Source organism: Stenotrophomonas sp. YJH_SMC_58 (assembly GCF_059369635.1).
The window spans coordinates 58,839-76,405 of record NZ_JCAFSW010000007.1; the positions used below are offsets into that span (position 1 = coordinate 58,839).

Genomic DNA, 17,567 nt, shown 5'->3' on the forward strand with positions numbered 1-17,567 from the left:
CAACAGTCGACTCTACAGGTCGGGATTACTTCTTTTTGACCGGGGCCGGCGCGGTGGTGGCCGGGACCGGCTCGCCGCCATGGCGCTTGGTCATCCACCACTGCTGCAGCAGGCCCAGGCCGCCGTTGACCACCCAGTACAGGACCAGGCCGGACGGCATGAAGGCCATCATGACGCCGAACACCAGCGGCATGAACTGCATCATCTTCTGCTGCATCGGGTCCATGCCCGGTGCCGGGGTCAGCTTCTGGGTGAACCACATCACTGCCACGTTGATGACCGGCAGGATGAAGTACGGGTCGCGTGCGGTCAGGTCCTGGATCCAGCCGAACCAGGGCGCCTGGCGCAGTTCGACCGATTCCACCAGCACCCAGTACAGGGCGAAGAAGATCGGCATCTGGATGAGGATCGGCAGGCAGCCCCCCATCGGATTGATCTTTTCCTTCTTGTACAGCTCCATCATCGCGGTCTGGAACTTCTGGCGGTCATCGCCATAGCGTTCCTTCAGCTGCGCGATGCGCGGCTGGAAACGACGCATCTTGGCGCCGCTCTTGTACTGGGTCGCCGACAGCGGGTACAGCACCAGCTTCAGCAGCACCACCAGGCCGACGATCGCCCAGCCCCAGTTGCCGACCAGCTTGTGCACCTGGTTCAGCACCCAGAACAGGCCCTGGCCGATCACCGCCATCATCGAGAAGCGGCTGTAGTCGACCACGCGGTCCAGGCCCGGCACGTCTTCCTTGGCGATCAGGTTGACCAGCTTCGGGCCGACCCACAGGCGGGCTTCGGTGCTGGTGGACTGGCCCGGGGCCACGGTGAAGGCCGGGCCACGCGCTTCGATCAGGTCACGACCAGCCACCTGCGACAGCACGTAGTGTGCGGTCTGGTCCTTCTGCGGGATCCAGGCGGTGAAGAAGTGGTGCTGCAGCATCGCCAGCCAGCCGCCGGTGATGTTCTGGTTCAGCGTGCCGTCTTCCAGGTAGTCCTTGAACGCACGACGCTGGTACTTCTTGTCGTTGTCGTACCAGGTGGCACCGTTGAAGCTGAAGGAATCGGGGTTGGTCATGCTCCGCGACAGGATGGTCGGGGTGCGGTCCAGGGTGCGGTAGACATAGCCGTTCCACGGCGCGGCGCCAGCGTTGCTGACTTCGTCCTTGAAGCGCACGGCGTACTCGTTGCGCGAGACGGTCAGGGTGCGCTTGATGGTCACGCCGCTGTCGGCGGTCCACACGAACGGGATCTGCAGCTCGTTCTGGCCCTTGGCCAGCACGAAGTCCTTGGTGTCCCCCACCAGCTTGAAGCCGTCAGCGCCGGGGACCGGGGTGTTCTTGTCTTCGCTGGCCCAGCCACTGATCGCGCTGTACGGGTGCGCGGGGTCTTCGGTCAGCAGGCGGACCGGCGGGCTGCCTTCGTCCTTGGTCTGCGGGAACTGCAGCAGCTCGGCATCGAGCACGCGGCCGCCGTCGAGCACCAGGCGCAGCACGTCGGTGGTGACGGTCACGCGCTGGCTGGCCGGGGTAGCGCTGGCCTGGGCCTGTGCAGCGGCCGCCTGGCCGGGGGCGCCCGGCACCTGGGCGCTGGGGATGGCGCCGGGGTTCGCGCCCGGAACACTCTGTGCGGCTGCCGGGGCCGACGTCGTGGTTGGTGCCGGGGTCGGAGCAGCCTTTTCACGGCTCCACTCCATCCACAGCAGCACGGCCACCATCAGCCAGGCAAAAACGAGGAATACGCGGGTCTGGTTCATCAGCGGACAGGCTCGGCGGGGCCGGGACGCGATGCCGGCTCGGTCAAAGAAGGAGTTGCGATGCCATCAGGCGGCGGCATTGTGCCGTCCACGCCCGGCGTGGGCAATGCACGCAGGCGACGCAGCAGGCGCAGGAAGGCCTGGCGGATCTCGTCGTTGCTGGCGGAACGCGCAGCACTACGAGCCACGACGACAAAGTCGCCTGGCTGGATGTCGGTACGTGTCTGACGCAGGATGTCGCGCAGGACGCGCTTGATCCGGTTACGCCCGACGGCGTTCGGATCAACCTTGCGGGAAACCGCCAGACCCAGCCTGGCCGGCCGGTCAGCCGGCAGCCAGTGCAGGGTCATCAGCGGATCGGACACACGGCGGGCGCCGTTGAAGACCGTTGAGTATTCGGCACGCGTGCGAACCCGCGCAGAGCGAGGGAATCGCTTGCGCGGGTCTGCAGTATTCACTGTCGAAGGGATTGCGTCTGCCGCGGGGTGCGGCATGGCAATCAGGCGCTCAGGACTTTGCGGCCCTTGGCGCGGCGACGCGACAGGATCTTGCGGCCGTCAGCGGTCTTCATACGGGCACGGAAGCCGTGGTCGCGCTTACGCTTGAGGTTGCTGGGCTGGTAGGTGCGCTTCGTGGCCATTGGGGGCCTCTCGTATGAATGGGACGGAAAGAACCGGAAATTCTAGAGAGGTACCCTGCCCCAAGTCAACCCCTGGCAGCTACGCGAATTCACCGGGCTGTGCAATAGCTGTGGATGTTTTTGTGAATAAGTAGGGGACAAGCATTCCGAAGGCGGGCGCTCGGTGGTAGTCTGAGCCATCCATTTCCCCCCCTTTCAGGCCTGTGTTTGGGCGCCTTGTCGCGTCCATGCCCCGGCCACCGGACGATTATTGCTGATGGATGCTTGGTCCCGTAGTCTCGAGCGCCTCGAAGCGGAGTTCCCGCCGGAAGACGTTCATACCTGGCTGAAGCCACTGCAGGCCGATCTGCGCGTGGACAGCCTGGTGCTGTATGCACCGAATGCCTTCATCGTCGACCAGGTCCGCGAGCTGTACCTGGCCCGGATCCGCGAACTGCTGGCGCACTTCGCCGGTTTCAGCGACGTTTTTCTTGAAATCGGCTCGCGCCCGCGCCCTGTCGAGGCGCAGAACGCGCCGGTTTCCACGCCGTCGGCGCATGTGTCCAGCGAACCGCAGGTGCCGTTCGCCGGCAACCTGGACAACCACTACACGTTCGCCAACTTCGTCGAAGGCCGCAGCAACCAGCTGGGCCTGGCCGCCGCCTTCCAGGCGGCGCAGAAGCCGGGCGACCGCGCGCACAACCCGCTGCTGCTGTACGGGGGCACCGGCCTGGGCAAGACCCACCTGATGTTCGCCGCCGGCAACGCCATGCGCCAGGCCAATCCGGGCGCGAAGGTGCTGTACCTGCGTTCGGAACAGTTCTTCAGCGCAATGATCCGGGCCCTGCAGGAAAAGACCATGGATCAGTTCAAGCGCCAGTTCCAGCAGGTGGACGCGCTGCTGATCGATGACATCCAGTTCTTCGCCGGCAAGGACCGCACCCAGGAAGAGTTCTTCCACACCTTCAACGCGTTGTTCGATGGCAAGCAGCAGATCATCCTGACCTGCGACCGCTATCCGCGCGAAGTCGAGGGCCTGGAAGCGCGCCTGAAGTCGCGGCTTGCCTGGGGCCTGTCGGTCGCGATCGAACCGCCGGACTTCGAGACCCGCGCCGCGATCGTGCTGGCCAAGGCACGCGAACGCGGTGCCGAGATTCCCGATGATGTTGCGTTCCTGATCGCCAAGAAGATGCGCTCCAACGTGCGCGACCTCGAAGGCGCGCTCAATACCCTGACCGCCCGCGCCAATTTCACCGGCCGCGCGATCACCACCGAGTTCGCCCAGGAAACCCTGCGCGACCTGCTGCGCGCCCAGCAGCAGGCGATCAGCATTCCCAACATCCAGAAAACCGTTGCCGACTACTACGGCCTGCAGATCAAGGATCTGCTGTCGAAGCGTCGGACCCGCTCGCTGGCACGCCCGCGCCAGGTCGCCATGGCCCTGACCAAGGAACTGACCGAGCACAGCCTGCCCGAGATCGGCGATGCCTTTGCCGGTCGCGATCACACCACGGTGCTGCATGCCTGCCGCCAGATCCGGACCCTGATGGAAACCGACGGCAAGCTCCGCGAGGACTGGGACAAGCTGATCCGGAAGCTGAGCGAATGATGCACGGATGCCGATGAGGCGTCATCGCACAAAACGGTGCAGAATCCGGTAGCAAGCGCGGGACACGTTGTGGATAAAAATGGCGTTTGAAATCGCGTCGGTTTTATCCACAGCTTTCCCCACCCTCTGGGGGTCGGTAATACAGAGGGTTTCGATGCCTGGAATCCTTTTATTTACAAAGACTTAGCGTTGTTTTCCAGCGATTCTGTCTCTACCAGCACCACCAAGCTTTTGATTTATTCCACATTTTTTAAAGCATAGGGGCACGGAACCACATGCGTTTCACACTGCAGCGCGAAGCCTTTCTCAAGCCGTTGGCACAGGTCGTCAACGTGGTCGAACGCCGCCAGACCCTTCCGGTTCTGGCCAATTTCCTGGTCCAGGTGCAGAACGGCCAGCTGTCGCTGACCGGTACCGACCTGGAAGTGGAGATGGTGTCGCGGATCGCGGTTGAAGATGCCCAGGACGGCGAAACCACCATTCCCGCCCGCAAGCTGTTCGAGATCATCCGCGCCCTGCCCGACGGCAGCCGGATTACCGTCTCGCAGACCGGTGACAAGATCACCGTGCAGGCCGGCCGCAGCCGCTTCACCCTTGCCACCCTGCCCTCCAACGACTTCCCGTCGGTGGACGAAGTGGAAGCTACCGAGCGCGTGGCGATCGGCGAAGCAACCCTGAAGGAACTGATCGAGCGCACTGCGTTCGCGATGGCCCAGCAGGACGTGCGCTACTACCTCAACGGCCTGCTGTTCGACCTGCGCGGCGATGCGCTGCGCACGGTCGCCACCGACGGCCATCGCCTGGCCCTGTGTGAAACCGATCTGGCCAAGCCCAGCGGTTCCAAGCGCCAGATCATCGTGCCGCGCAAGGGCGTGACCGAACTGCAGCGCCTGCTGGAGAGCGGCGATCGCGAGATCGAACTGGAAGTCGGCCGCAGCCACGTGCGCGTCAAGCGCGACGATGTCACCTTCACCTCAAAGCTGATCGACGGTCGTTTCCCGGATTACGAAGCGGTGATTCCGATCGGTGCCGACCGCGAAGTGAAGGTGGATCGTGAAGCACTGCGTGCCTCGCTGCAGCGCGCCGCGATCCTGTCCAATGAGAAGTACCGCGGCATCCGCGTGGAAGTCTCGCCGGGCAACCTGAAGATCAGCGCGCACAATCCGGAACAGGAAGAAGCCCAGGAAGAGATCGAAGCCGACACCACGGTCAGTGATCTGGCCATTGGCTTCAACGTGAACTACCTGCTGGACGCCCTCTCCGCGCTGCGCGATGAGGAGGTCATCATCCAGCTGCGCGACTCCAACTCTTCTGCGCTGGTTCGTGAATCCAGCAGCGAGAGGTCGCGCCACGTGGTGATGCCGCTGCGTCTCTGACAGCAACCTGTTCCACGTGGAACCGAAGGACGCCCGGGATCTCCCCGGGCGTTTTTTTTGCAGGTTCCACGTGGAGCATCGGGGATCGCGGAATCTCCGGGTCTGGTCGAATGTCTTGCTCGAGATTGCTGCTTGCCGATTGTTCTTGGTTGCCCCTCCGATGCAATCGGCCCTGCGCGTTAGGAATCCAGATTGCTGACCTGGGCGCTGCCCAGCCAACTTTGATCGAGTACGCAGTTCCAGGTCTTCAGCCTGATTGCAGGTAACCCGATCTGGTCGAATGGATGAAGCGGATCGCATCCCCTATCGCAGTGGTTGCTTCATCTGCAGACGTCACTGTCCACAGGCCTGATTGGGGCCGGATCAAAGCTGGCCTAGCTTCTAAATCTGGGTATAAATCTAAAGCATGGTGGTGATGGTAGGCCCAGATTTCGTGGAAAAATGCATTATCCAATTGATTTTCAAGAGATTTATGCAGCTGAAACCCCCTGTATAGAGGCCCCTCAGGCTGGGGGGGAACCTGTGGATAGTTTCGCAGGTCGGGCAAAAGGGCTTTTTTATCCACAGTTTGCCCATACCTTGTGTATAAGTCATACAGGCCCGCTGTGGACAGCGTGAAACGAATGGGCTGAATTCTTTGAAATCTGTGGAACCCTCCACGGCATCGCATCGTAGATTTCAAGAAATCCGCGCGGTGTTCGCGCAACCCACCGTCGGGGGCACCTGGCGATGCTCGCGGAATGAGGCTGAAATCGCTGAAATCTGAAGGCCTGTACTCTGCGCCGCCGCTCAGAATTCAAGGATTCCCGGGCATATCCAGACCCAGGCGAGCGCAGGTGAGGGAGCGCCACCACGTGGAACACGCGTGGGGTTGCCAGGCGGAGGCTTCAGCACAGTGGCGATGTCTGGCGCGCCACGGCTGGCTTGACCGATGCAGTAAGCTGATGGATTCCCTGCCCCACTACCGCCTCGTGCGGATGGTCTTTCGCGCCCCATGCTTATCCGCCGCCTCGCCCTGCACCAACTGCGTCGCTTCAGCGCGGTGGACCTGTCGCCCCAGCCGGGATTGAACCTGCTGACCGGCGACAACGGTGCCGGAAAGACCAGCGTGCTCGAAGCGTTGCACCTGATGGCCTACGGGCGCAGCTTCCGTGGCCGGGTGCGCGACGGTCTGGTGCGCCAGGGTCAGGAAGCGCTGGAAATCTTCGTGGAATGGGACGAACAGCGTGCCGATCACCCGCCCCACCGCCGAAAGGCCGGGCTGCGCCACAGTGGCCAGGACTGGAAGGGTCGATTGGACGGTGAAGACGTCGCGCAGCTGGGCAATCTCTGCGCAGCGCTGGCCGTGGTGACGTTCGAGCCGGGGAGCCATGCACTGGTCAGTGGGGGGGGCGAACCCCGCCGGCGTTTCCTCGATTGGGGTTTGTTCCACGTGGAACCGGATTTTCTCTCCCTGTGGCGCCGCTATTCCCGGGCGCTGAAGCAGCGCAATGCTCTGCTCAAGCAAGGCGGGCCGTCGCGGATGCTCGATACCTGGGATCACGAGCTGGCCGAGGCCGGGGAGCCGCTGACCAGCCGCCGTCAGCACTACCTGGAGCGTCTGCAGCAGCGCACGGTGGCCCTGGCCGCCCGCCTGGCTCCGCAACTCGGCATCCAGGGGCTGGAACTGAGCCCCGGTTGGCGGCGGCATGAGCTTCCCTTGGCCGATGCCCTGCTGCTGGCCCGGGAACGTGACCGGCAGGCCGGCTATACCTCGGTCGGCCCACACCGGGCAGACTGGAGTGTGGATTTCCACAGCATTCCGGGGCGTGATGCGTTGTCCCGTGGCCAGGCCAAGCTGACGGCATTGGCCTGCCTGCTGGCGCAGGCCGAGGACTATGCGGAACAGCGCGGCGAATGGCCGGTGATCGCGCTGGACGATCTGGCCTCGGAGCTGGATCGCACCCATCAGGCGCGGGTGCTGGAGCGCCTGCTCAATGGGCCGGCACAGATTTTCATCACCGCTACCGAAGCCCCGGCGGCGCTGCTGGACCTGACCCACATCGCCCGGTTCCACGTGGAACATGCACAAATCGTGGCTGTGCCATAGTGGGCACACCAGGGCCGCTCGACCCCGGCTGGTATAATTCGGGTTGAAATCCTTTCATTCTCGGCACATCGCTCCAAGCGGTGGCCGACCTGCGGAGCCTACGGCAAGCGCAATGAGCGACGAACAGAACACCCCGGCAAACAACGGCAATTACGACGCCAACAGCATTACCGCCCTGGAAGGCCTGGAGGCTGTCCGCAAGCGTCCCGGCATGTACATCGGTGACGTGCATGACGGCACCGGTCTGCACCACATGGTGTTCGAGGTCGTCGACAACTCGATCGACGAAGCGCTGGCCGGCCACGCCGACCACGTTGCGGTGACGATCCACGCCGACGGTTCGGTCTCGGTGTCCGACAACGGCCGTGGTATCCCGACTGGCAAGCACGAGCAGATGAGTGCCAAGCTCGGTCGCGAAGTGTCTGCAGCCGAAGTCGTCATGACCGTCCTGCACGCAGGCGGCAAGTTCGACGACAACAGCTACAAGGTTTCGGGCGGCCTGCACGGCGTCGGCGTCAGCGTGGTCAACGCGCTGTCGCAGAAGCTGCTGGTGGACGTGTTCCAGAACGGCTTCCACTACCAGCAGGAATTCAGCAACGGCGCCGCAGTGACCGCGCTGGCCAAGCTGGAAACCACCACCAAGCGCGGCACTACCGTGCGCTTCTGGCCGTCCACCGTCGCCTTCCACGACAACGTGGAGTTCCACTACGACATCCTGGCCCGCCGCCTGCGCGAACTGTCGTTCCTGAACTCCGGCGTCAAGATCGTCCTTGCCGACGAGCGTGGCGACGGCCGTCGCGATGACTTCCACTACGAGGGTGGCATCCGCAGCTTCGTGGAGCATCTGGCCCAGCTGAAGACGCCGCTGCACCCGAATGTCATTTCAGTCACCGGCGAGCACAACGGCATCGTCGTGGATGTGGCGCTGCAGTGGACCGACTCCTATCAGGAGACGATGTACTGCTTCACCAACAACATTCCGCAGAAGGACGGCGGTACCCACCTGGCCGGTTTCCGCGGTGCGCTGACCCGTGTGCTCAACAACTACATCGAGCAGAACGGCATCGCCAAGCAGGCCAAGATCAACCTGACCGGCGACGACATGCGAGAAGGCATGATCGCGGTGCTGTCGGTGAAGGTGCCGGACCCGAGCTTCTCCAGCCAGACCAAGGAAAAGCTGGTCAGCTCCGACGTGCGTCCGGCGGTGGAAAACGCCTTCGGTGCGCGCCTGGAAGAGTTCCTGCAGGAGAACCCGAACGAAGCCAAGGCGATCGCCGGCAAGATCGTCGACGCCGCGCGTGCACGTGAAGCGGCGCGAAAGGCCCGCGACCTGACCCGCCGCAAGGGCGCGCTGGATATCGCCGGCCTGCCGGGCAAGCTGGCCGACTGCCAGGAAAAGGATCCGGCGCTGTCCGAACTGTTCATCGTCGAGGGTGACTCGGCAGGTGGCTCGGCCAAGCAGGGCCGCAACCGCAAGAACCAGGCGGTGCTGCCGCTGCGCGGCAAGATCCTCAACGTGGAACGCGCGCGCTTCGACCGCATGCTGTCCTCCGACCAGGTCGGCACGCTGATCACGGCGCTGGGCACCGGCATCGGCCGAGACGAGTACAACCCGGACAAGCTGCGTTACCACAAGATCATCATCATGACCGACGCCGACGTCGACGGCGCCCACATCCGCACCCTGCTGCTGACGTTCTTCTACCGTCAGATGCCGGAGCTGATCGAGCGCGGTTACGTCTACATCGGCCTGCCGCCGTTGTACAAGATCAAGCAGGGCAAGCAGGAGCTGTACCTGAAGGACGACCCGGCGCTGGACAGCTACCTGGCCAGCAGCGCGGTGGAAAACGCTGCGCTGGTGCCGGCCACCGGCGAGCCTGGCATCGAAGGCCTTGCGCTGGAAAAGCTGCTGCTGGCCTACGCAGCCGCGCTGGATTCGATCGAGCGCAACGCACATCGCTACGACCGCAACCTGCTTGAAGCGCTGGTCGATTTCGTGCCGATGGACCTGGAAAGCCTGCGCGCTGCCGGCGAAGGCGAGGGCCTGGATGCACTGGCCAAGCGCCTCAACCAGGGCAGCCTGGGCAGCCCGCGTTTCACGCTGGAACTGCAGGAAGCCAACGACGAGCGCCCGGCCGCTGTGCTGGTGACCCGTCGCCACATGGGCGAACAGCACATCCAGGTGCTGCCGATGTCGGCCTTCGAAAGCGGCGAACTGCGCGCGATCCACCAGGCATCGAAGCTGCTGCACGGTCTGGTCCGCGAAGGCGCGACCATTTCCCGCGGCGCCAAGTCGATCGAAGTCGACAGCTTTGCCAAGGCACAGAACTGGCTGCTCGAGGAGGCCAAGCGCGGCCGCCAGATCCAGCGATTCAAGGGTCTGGGTGAAATGAATCCGGAGCAGCTGTGGGACACCACGGTGAATCCGGAAACCCGCCGACTGCTGCAGGTGCGTATCGAGGACGCTGTCGCAGCCGACCAGATCTTCAGCACCCTGATGGGCGATGTCGTCGAACCGCGTCGCGATTTCATCGAAGACAACGCGCTGAAGGTCGCAAACCTGGATATCTGACACAATCGGGACACGGCCGGCGCGCGGGGAGGCGCGCCGGCCTTCGACTCTTGAACACAGGTACCTGATGTCAGCATCCGCCCCGGTTTCCGCTCCGCCCCCGGTTCCGCCGGCTTCTGCCGCGCCGCGTGCCGTTTCGCCGTTGGCGGGGTTCTTCATCGACCTGGGCATCGCCGCTGTCACCCTGTTCGGCCTGAGCCTGGTCAGCGGCCTGCTGTGGGGTCTGTACCGTGGCGTGGTGGTTGGTTACGCGAACGCGCAGGCTGGCGCTGGCGCACCCGACGCCAGTTCGGTAGCGGCGTCGCTGGGCCAGCCCGGCGCGCTTGCGCAGATTCTCATGGCGCTGTTCGCCACCGGTGGCGCCGCGTTGCTGCTGTACTTCTGGCGACGGCCGGCCAACGCCGCCGAGCGCCACGCCTCGCGCCAGGCGCTGCGCCGCCCCTCCACCTGGGGCTGGACCCTGCTGGTGGCGACCCTGATCGTGCTCGGCAGCAACGGCATCGCCTTCCTGGCCAAGCAGGTCGGCGTCGAGCCGGTCCCCACCAATCTGGCGCTGATGCAGAGCGCGATCGCACGTTTCCCGTTGTTCCTGGTGCTGTTCGCGGTGGTCCTGGCGCCGGCCTACGAGGAACTGCTGTTCCGCCGCGTGCTGTTTGGCCGCCTGTGGCAGGCCGGGCGGCCAGGGTTGGGCGTGGTACTGAGCAGCCTCGCATTTGCCCTGATCCATGAGATCCCTGGCACGAGTGCCAATGGCCCGGCCGAAATCGCACAGCTGTGGCTGGTCTATGGTGGCATGGGGGCCGCGTTCTGCTGGCTCTACCGGCGCACCGGCACGTTGTGGGCGGCGATCACCGCCCATGCACTGAACAATGCGGTCGCCCTTGCCGCGATGGTGTTCCTGGGGTCAACGTAACGCCGCGTCCGCTTGACGAAAGATTAAGCCGCTACGCTACACACTCCGCATATGAACACGGGGGAGTTTCCATGAAACAACTGCTGCTGGCCCTTGTCATCACTACCCTGGTCAGCGCCTGCGCGACCACCACCTCCCCTACCGGTCGCCGGCAGATGGTGGGCGGCGTCTCGCAGGCGCAGCTGGACCAGCTCGGCGCACAGGCGTTCGCCGAAACCAAGCAGAAGGAAAAGATCAGCACCGACGGCCGCCAGAACGGTTACGTGCAGTGCGTGGTCAACGCCCTGGTCGCGCAGCTGCCAGCTCAATACCGTGGCGTACGGTGGGAGACGGCGGTATTCGTCGACAAGGAGCCCAACGCCTTCGCCCTGCCCGGCGGCAAGGTCGGCGTGAACACCGGCATCTTCACCGTGGCCAAGAATCAGGATCAGCTGGCTGCCGTGATCGGCCATGAAATCGGCCATGTCATCGCCCGCCACCACGAAGAGCGGATCACCCGCCAGATGGGCGCACAGACCGGGCTGGCCGTGCTCGGCGCGCTGGCTGGCGCAGCCTACGGCGAAGGTGCTGCCAGCACCGTCAACCAGCTCGGCGGCATGGGCGCGCAGACTGCCTTCCTGCTACCGGGCTCGCGGACGCAGGAAAGCGAGGCTGACGTGATTGGCCAGCGGCTGATGGCCCAGGCCGGATTCAATCCGGCGCAGGCGGTCGATCTGTGGCAGAACATGATGGCCGCCAGCGGCGGTCGCAGCCCGCAATGGCTGTCCACCCACCCGGATCCGGCCAACCGGATCCAGGAACTGCGACGTGATGCCCCGGGCCTGACGCCGGTCTATCAGCAGGCGCAGGCGGCCGGGCTACGGCCAAAGTGCGGATGAGTGCGCAGTTCTATGCTGTATTGCAGCACATAAAACGATTTCTCACGCCATCTGTTTCTGATACGTTTGGCGGCTCAGATTTTTCTGACAGTCCGACTTTGCCGCTAACCGGCGGTTCGATCGAGGTGAACGATGATTTTCCGTAACCACAAAGCTGTGCTTTCCGTCCTCGTCGCGACCGCCCTGACCGGCGCCGTGGTCACCGATGCCTTCGCGCAGTCCTCGCGTTCCTCCGAGCGCGGCAACCGTGGCGGCAAGCAGGCCAAGGCCGAGGCGCTGTACCCGAACGCGACCCGCCAGGAGCCGACGGTCAAGGCTTCGGCCAAGATGGGCAGCAAGCTGCAGAAAATGATCGACAGCTACAACAAGGAAAAGTTCCCGGAAACCCGCACCCAGGCCGACGCCATCCTGGCTGACAGCGCCGCGAACGAGTACGACAAGTCGCTGGCCGCGCAGCTGGCCTCGCAGGCTGCCTACCAGACCGATGACGCTCCGGCTGCCATCGCCTACCTGAAGCAGGTCCTGCAGTTCAACGGCCTGGACAACAACGGCCACTTCCAGTCGATGCTGATGCTGGGCCAGTTGCAGCTGCAGGAAGACCAGACAGCCGAAGGCCTGGCAACCCTCGACAAGTACTTCGCCGAGAGCAAGTCGACCAAGCCGGAAGAACTGATCGCCAAGGGCCAGGCGCTGTACCAGCTGGAGCGCTACCAGGAAGCGATTCCGGTGCTGAAGCAGGCCATCGCCGGCTCCGCCGAACCGAAGGACAACTGGAACCAGCTGCTGATGGCGGCCCTGTCCGAAGCCGGCCAGTCCGGCGAAGCGGTCAAGGAAGCCGAGGCGCTGGCCGCCAAGAACCCGAACGACAAGAAGGCCCAGCTGAACCTGGCCAGCATGTACATGCAGGCCGACCAGATGGACAAGGCGGCCGCGGTGATGGACAAGCTGCGCAGCAGCGGCCAGCTCACCGAAGAGCGCGAGTACAAGCAGCTGTACTCCATCTATGCCAACACCGACAAAAAGGAAAAGGACGTCATCGCGGTCATCAACGAAGGGTTGCAGAAGGGCATCCTGAAGCCGGACTACCAGGTTTACCTGGCGCTGGCCCAGTCCTACTACTACTCCGACCAGGTGCCGCAGGCGATCGATGCGTGGCAGAAGGCTGCCCCGCTGTCCAAGGACGGTGAGACCTACCTGAACCTGGCACGCGTCCTGCATGCCGAAGGTCGCATCCCGGAGGCCAAGCAGGCCGCCCAGCAGGCGCTGGCGAAGGGTGTGAAGAACCAGGCTGATGCCAAGAAAATCATCAACCTGAAGTAAGTAGGAATAACGCCTGAATGCCTGCCCAGTTGATGCGCAGGCGCTCAGGATTGGTATAAGCTTGGAGGTTCCTGCGGTGTCATGCACCGCTGATCAGGGATTCCGCCCCCGGCATCCCGGCCCCACTATTGAGCTCTTGGCGCATGACGGAACAACTAGTCGTTCACCGGTACGAACAACCCGATGACAAGGGGCTGAGCTGGCCTCGCATCGTCGGCATCGCGTTTGTAATTGCCCTGCATCTGGCCGCCTTCATGATGCTCCTCATTCCCGCCGTGGCTCCCAAGGCCGTGGCTGAGAAGGAGCGCAACGTCATGGTGACCATCGTCGATGCGCCGCCGCCGCCGCCCCCGCCGCCGCCGCCGCCGCCGCCGACCGATACTCCGCCGCCGCCGGTGAAGAATCTGTCGCCGCCGAAGCCGTCGCCGGTCCCGCCGCCGCCGCAGGCGCCGGTCGTGGACGTGCCGGAGCCGCGCCCGAGCGATATCGTCACCCCGCCGTCGCCCCCCGCGCCGCCGGCACCTGCGACCTCGATCGAGGCCAGCGTGGACATCTCGTCGAAGGCCATGAATCCGCCGCGCTACCCGCCGGCAGCCTTCCGCGCGGGTATCCAGGGCGAAGTGATCCTGATCATTGATGTCGATGCCAGCGGCAACGTCACCAATGTCACGGTGGAAAAGTCCAGCCGTAACCGCGACCTGGACCGTGCCGCGATGGAAGCGGCTCGCAAGTGGCGCTTCAACGCCGCTGAATCTGGCGGTAAGAAGACGGCAGGTCGCGTTCGCGTCCCGGTCAACTTTGCGCTGAACTGATGCGCCCGGGTGGCCGCTTGGCCACCCCTGCTCCCGGTTCGATTGTTTAGCTTAGCTACACCCTTTATCACCACACACAACAAAGGTAAGCGTCATGCTGCAGGAAATTTTCATCGCCGCTGCTGCCGGGGGCAATCCGTCCAACGCCCTGTCGCAGATGGGCTTCGAGCACCTGATCCACGAAATGACCACCAAGCCGGGTGATTTCGCGGTTTCCTGGGTCGTGCTGCTGACCCTGATCGCCATGTCGGCCATGTCCTGGTACTGGACCGTCATCAACATCTTCCGTGCGACCCGCCTGAAGAGCGCTGCTGATCGCGTCGTCAGCCTGTTCTGGGATACCCCGAACGCGCAGGACGCCATCCGTGCCATGGAAGAGCAGCCGGCTTCGGAGCCGTTCTCGAAGATCGCCCTGGACGCTGCCCAGGCTGCTGCGCACCACCAGCGCGCTGAAGGCGGCGCCACCGGCGGCGTGGGTGAGAACCTGAGCCGTTCGGAGTTCGTCGACCGCGCCCTGCGTCAGGCCGTCACCCGCGAAAGCAACAAGCTGCAGTCGGGCATGACCCTGCTGGCCACCGTCGGCGCGACCGCTCCGTTCGTCGGTCTGCTGGGTACCGTGTGGGGCATCTACGGCGCCCTGATCAAGATCGGTGCCACCGGCTCCGCTTCGATCGACGCCGTTGCCGGCCCGGTGGGTGAAGCGCTGATCATGACCGCGATCGGTCTGTTCGTCGCGATCCCGGCCGTGTTCGCCTTCAACTTCTTCAGCAAGATCAACAGCGCGACCATCAGCAAGTTCGATACCTTCGCGCACGACCTGCACGACTTCTTCGCCACCGGCTCGCGCGTCCGCTAATTGCGGCGCGCGTCACCCAGCGACGAACGTAAGTAGTCACCAAGATCTAGACGGAGCCCGTTATGGCTTTCAGTAGTGGTAACAGCGGCGGCCCCATGGCCGACATCAACGTTACGCCCCTCGTGGACGTGATGCTGGTGCTGCTGATCATCTTCATCATCACGGCGCCCCTGATGTCCCACAAGGTCAAGGTGGATCTGCCGGAAGCCAACCTGATCCAGAAGCCGGAAGACGCTGAAAAGCGTTCCGGACCGATCACCCTGGCAGTCAAGGAAGACGGCTCGATCTACTGGAACGACGAAGAAATCAACAAGCAGACTCTCGAGTCGCGCTTGGCGACCGCCGCCCAGCAGACCCCGCAGCCGCCGCTGAACCTGCGTGGTGACCGCACCACCAAGATGCGCGTCATCAACGACCTGACCAAGGTCGCGCAGGAGCAGGGCATGCTGGACGTCGGCTTCGTCGCGACCAAAGAAAAGGGGCAATAAGCCATGGCATTCAGTAGTGGTGGTGGCAAGGGCCCCATGGCAGACATCAACGTCACGCCCCTCGTGGACGTGATGCTGGTTCTGCTGATCATCTTCATCGTGACCGCGCCGATCATGACGTACCCGATCGCCGTCGACCTGCCGCAGCGCGTGCTCAACCCACCGCCGCAGCTGGTCGAACCGCCGCCGCCGATCGAACTGAAGATCGACGCCAGCAACCAGGTCTCGTGGAACAACAGCCCGATCAATACCAGCGAGCTGCAGCAGCGGATGGAGCAGGAGGTCCAGCGTGACCCGACCAACCAGCCGGAACTGCGCATCGACGCCAGCCCGGATTCCGAGTACGACGTGATGGCCAAGGTTCTGGCCGCCGCGAAGAATGCTCAGATGAAGAAGATCGGTTTTGTGCAGCAGTAATCGCTACACCGCAACACAACAGTCATGACGCGACTGCAGACGCCCCTGGAGACAGGGGCGTTTTTTTTTATGCCTGCCGGCCTGGACCGCTATGATCGGCGGATGCTCGCCCTCTTCGACTCCCTGCGTCATTGGCTCGACGGCATCGCCCACCTTGGCTCGATCCTGGCGGTGGCCTACCTGCTGTATCTGTTCGCGCTGGCGGGCTGGATCATGCTGCAGAAGCGTGAGCCGGTCGCCACGTTGAGCTGGATCCTGTCGTTGGCGCTGCTGCCCTACCTCGGCTTGTTCATCTACTACCTGCTTGGCCCGCAGAAGGTGAAGCGGCAACGGCTGCGCCGCGGACGCGCACGTTCGGGCATGGAGCACTACAGCGATGTCTGCCCACCGGATGCCGACTGCACCGAGCTGGCCAAGATCGCGCAGGCCACCACGGGCCTGGCGCCGAGCAGCGCGACCGAGGTGACCTGGCTGGTGGATGGTGCCGCTACCTACGCCGCTCTGTTGGAAGCGGTGGCGCAGGCTCGCGATCACGTGCACCTGGAGTACTACATCTTCAATCCGGACCATGCCGGCACCGCCCTGCGCGACGCCCTGGTCGAGCGCGCCCGTGCCGGCGTGAAGGTGCGCCTGCTGCTGGATGCAGTGGGTTCTTCCGCCCTGCCTCGCCGCTTCCTGCAGCCGCTGATCGATGCCGGTGGCGAGGCGGTCTGGTTCCATCCCCGGCAGCTGCTGAAGCCGTTCAAGCGGCCGTGGTTGAACCTGCGTACGCACCGCAAGCTGGTGATCGTCGATGGCCGGCTGGCCTTCACCGGTGGCATCAATATCACCGACGATGAAGACGAGAGCCGCAAGCCGAACGCCTACCGCGACCTGCACATGCGCATCCGCGGTCATGTGGTGCGCAGTCTGCAGCTGGTGTTCGCCGAGGACTGGCTCTACGCCAGTGGCCAGGAACCCTCGCGGATGGATATCGCCCGCTTGTGGCCGGCCGATATGCCGCTGCGCGGGGATGGCGCGATCAACGCGCAGGTATTGGTGTCCGGCCCGGATTCGGGCTGGGAGACGATCCACCGGCTGCACGTCGCCGCCATCCAGGAAGCGCACGAGCGGGTGTGGCTGGTGACGCCCTATTTCGTGCCGGGTGAAGCGGCGCGGATGGCGCTGACTTCGGCCGCGCTGGGCGGCCTGGACGTGCGCCTGCTGGTACCGAAAATGAGCGATTCCTGGTTCGTCACCCAGGCCGCGCGCTCGTACTTCGACGAACTGTTGCATGCCGGCGTGAAGATCTACGAGTACGGCCCGCGCATGCTGCACACCAAGGCGTTCATCGCCGACGACGACGTCTGCATTGTCGGGAGTGCCAACTTCGACCACCGCAGCTTCCGCCTGAACTTCGAGCTGTCGATGATGATCAGCGACCGGGACCGCGTGGCGGCCCTGGCCGAGCTGCTGCAGGGTGAATTCGATCGCGCCACCCGGGTGCATGACCAGGCCGGGCGCTCGCTGTGGCTGCACCGCCTGCCCGAGGCCTTCGCCCGGCTGGCCTCGCCGCTGCTCTGACGCAGCGCTACACTGCGGCGATCATCCGGGGAGCCCGACTATGTACTGGTTGTACCTGCTGCTGGCGCTGGGCTGTTTCGCCTTCGCCCTGAAGACCCCCAGCGCCGCATTGATGACCCTGTGCCTGCTGGCCGCCCTCGCCTTCCTGCTGGCCTGGGTGCGCGGTCGCTATGTAGCCCGCTTCGGCGACCTTCAGCGGGACCCTGCCACCCTTGTCGATGCCGAGGAGCTGCGCCGCCTGCGCGAGCAGGCCCAGGCCCGCCGCAATGTCGACGCCAACGACCACGATCCGTCCCCTCTTTCCAAGTAGT

The 17,567-nt window shown here is 64.2% G+C and carries 16 protein-coding genes; 13 read left to right on the forward strand and 3 right to left on the reverse strand.

What is annotated here, in order from left to right; translation table 11 throughout:
* Positions 1 to 25: 25 nt before the first annotated feature.
* Genes yidC through rpmH form a run of 3 tightly spaced genes read right to left on the reverse strand, consistent with a single transcriptional unit; the run spans position 26 to position 2,384 of the window.
* Positions 26 to 1,744 carry a membrane protein insertase YidC gene (gene yidC, locus AC5P68_RS10995; protein WP_111173401.1) on the reverse strand — a complete coding sequence of 573 codons (1,719 nt, stop codon included), beginning with the start codon at positions 1,742 to 1,744 and terminating at the stop codon, positions 26 to 28.
* Positions 1,744 to 2,238, reverse strand: a complete 495-nt coding sequence (gene rnpA, locus AC5P68_RS11000; protein WP_005411728.1) for a ribonuclease P protein component — start codon at positions 2,236 to 2,238, stop codon at positions 1,744 to 1,746. The genes yidC and rnpA overlap by 1 nt, the downstream gene beginning before the upstream one ends.
* A gap of 5 nt (positions 2,239 to 2,243) precedes the next feature.
* Positions 2,244 to 2,384 carry a 50S ribosomal protein L34 gene (rpmH, locus tag AC5P68_RS11005; RefSeq protein ID WP_005411729.1) on the reverse strand — a complete coding sequence of 47 codons (141 nt, stop codon included), beginning with the start codon at positions 2,382 to 2,384 and terminating at the stop codon, positions 2,244 to 2,246.
* 256 nt (positions 2,385 to 2,640) lie between these two features.
* Here rpmH and dnaA point away from each other — a divergent pair, with 256 nt between their 5' ends.
* The 13 genes from dnaA to AC5P68_RS11070 all read left to right on the forward strand — a co-directional run bounded on the left by dnaA (position 2,641) and on the right by AC5P68_RS11070 (position 17,566).
* The gene (gene dnaA, locus AC5P68_RS11010) at positions 2,641 to 3,972 is read left to right on the forward strand and encodes a chromosomal replication initiator protein DnaA (RefSeq protein ID WP_005411730.1); all 1,332 of its coding nucleotides are present in this window, start codon (positions 2,641 to 2,643) and stop codon (positions 3,970 to 3,972) included.
* 275 nt (positions 3,973 to 4,247) lie between these two features.
* Positions 4,248 to 5,348, forward strand: coding sequence for a DNA polymerase III subunit beta (gene dnaN / locus AC5P68_RS11015; protein ID WP_423373150.1), 1,101 nt, complete (start codon positions 4,248 to 4,250; stop codon positions 5,346 to 5,348).
* A 994-nt stretch (positions 5,349 to 6,342) separates the two neighbouring features.
* Positions 6,343 to 7,437, forward strand: a complete 1,095-nt coding sequence (gene recF / locus AC5P68_RS11020; RefSeq protein WP_184013937.1) for a DNA replication/repair protein RecF — start codon at positions 6,343 to 6,345, stop codon at positions 7,435 to 7,437.
* Between the two features lie 112 nt (positions 7,438 to 7,549).
* Complete coding sequence (gene gyrB / locus AC5P68_RS11025) at positions 7,550 to 10,009, forward strand: DNA topoisomerase (ATP-hydrolyzing) subunit B (protein ID WP_005411733.1); 2,460 nt, start codon at positions 7,550 to 7,552, stop codon at positions 10,007 to 10,009.
* A gap of 67 nt (positions 10,010 to 10,076) precedes the next feature.
* Positions 10,077 to 10,922 (forward strand): CPBP family intramembrane glutamic endopeptidase, encoded by an 846-nt coding sequence (locus AC5P68_RS11030; RefSeq protein WP_033833516.1) that lies wholly within the window; start codon positions 10,077 to 10,079, stop codon positions 10,920 to 10,922.
* 71 nt (positions 10,923 to 10,993) lie between these two features.
* Positions 10,994 to 11,800 carry a M48 family metallopeptidase gene (locus AC5P68_RS11035; RefSeq protein ID WP_005411735.1) on the forward strand — a complete coding sequence of 269 codons (807 nt, stop codon included), beginning with the start codon at positions 10,994 to 10,996 and terminating at the stop codon, positions 11,798 to 11,800.
* A gap of 132 nt (positions 11,801 to 11,932) precedes the next feature.
* Positions 11,933 to 13,120, forward strand: coding sequence for a tetratricopeptide repeat protein (locus AC5P68_RS11040; RefSeq protein ID WP_005411736.1), 1,188 nt, complete (start codon positions 11,933 to 11,935; stop codon positions 13,118 to 13,120).
* Positions 13,121 to 13,263: 143 nt separating this feature from the next.
* On the forward strand, positions 13,264 to 13,932 hold the full coding sequence (locus AC5P68_RS11045; protein ID WP_033833517.1) for an energy transducer TonB: 669 nt from the start codon (positions 13,264 to 13,266) through the stop codon (positions 13,930 to 13,932).
* 94 nt (positions 13,933 to 14,026) lie between these two features.
* Positions 14,027 to 14,788 carry a TonB-system energizer ExbB gene (gene exbB, locus AC5P68_RS11050; protein WP_005411738.1) on the forward strand — a complete coding sequence of 254 codons (762 nt, stop codon included), beginning with the start codon at positions 14,027 to 14,029 and terminating at the stop codon, positions 14,786 to 14,788.
* A 62-nt stretch (positions 14,789 to 14,850) separates the two neighbouring features.
* A complete protein-coding gene (locus tag AC5P68_RS11055) occupies positions 14,851 to 15,276 on the forward strand; it encodes an ExbD/TolR family protein (RefSeq protein WP_005411739.1) in 426 nt (141 codons plus the stop codon).
* A gap of 3 nt (positions 15,277 to 15,279) precedes the next feature.
* The gene (locus AC5P68_RS11060) at positions 15,280 to 15,693 is read left to right on the forward strand and encodes an ExbD/TolR family protein (RefSeq protein WP_005411740.1); all 414 of its coding nucleotides are present in this window, start codon (positions 15,280 to 15,282) and stop codon (positions 15,691 to 15,693) included.
* 102 nt (positions 15,694 to 15,795) lie between these two features.
* Positions 15,796 to 17,256, forward strand: a complete 1,461-nt coding sequence (cls, locus tag AC5P68_RS11065) for a cardiolipin synthase (RefSeq protein WP_414497995.1) — start codon at positions 15,796 to 15,798, stop codon at positions 17,254 to 17,256.
* A 40-nt stretch (positions 17,257 to 17,296) separates the two neighbouring features.
* Complete coding sequence (locus AC5P68_RS11070) at positions 17,297 to 17,566, forward strand: hypothetical protein (RefSeq protein ID WP_005411742.1); 270 nt, start codon at positions 17,297 to 17,299, stop codon at positions 17,564 to 17,566.
* Position 17,567 lies beyond the last annotated feature (1 nt).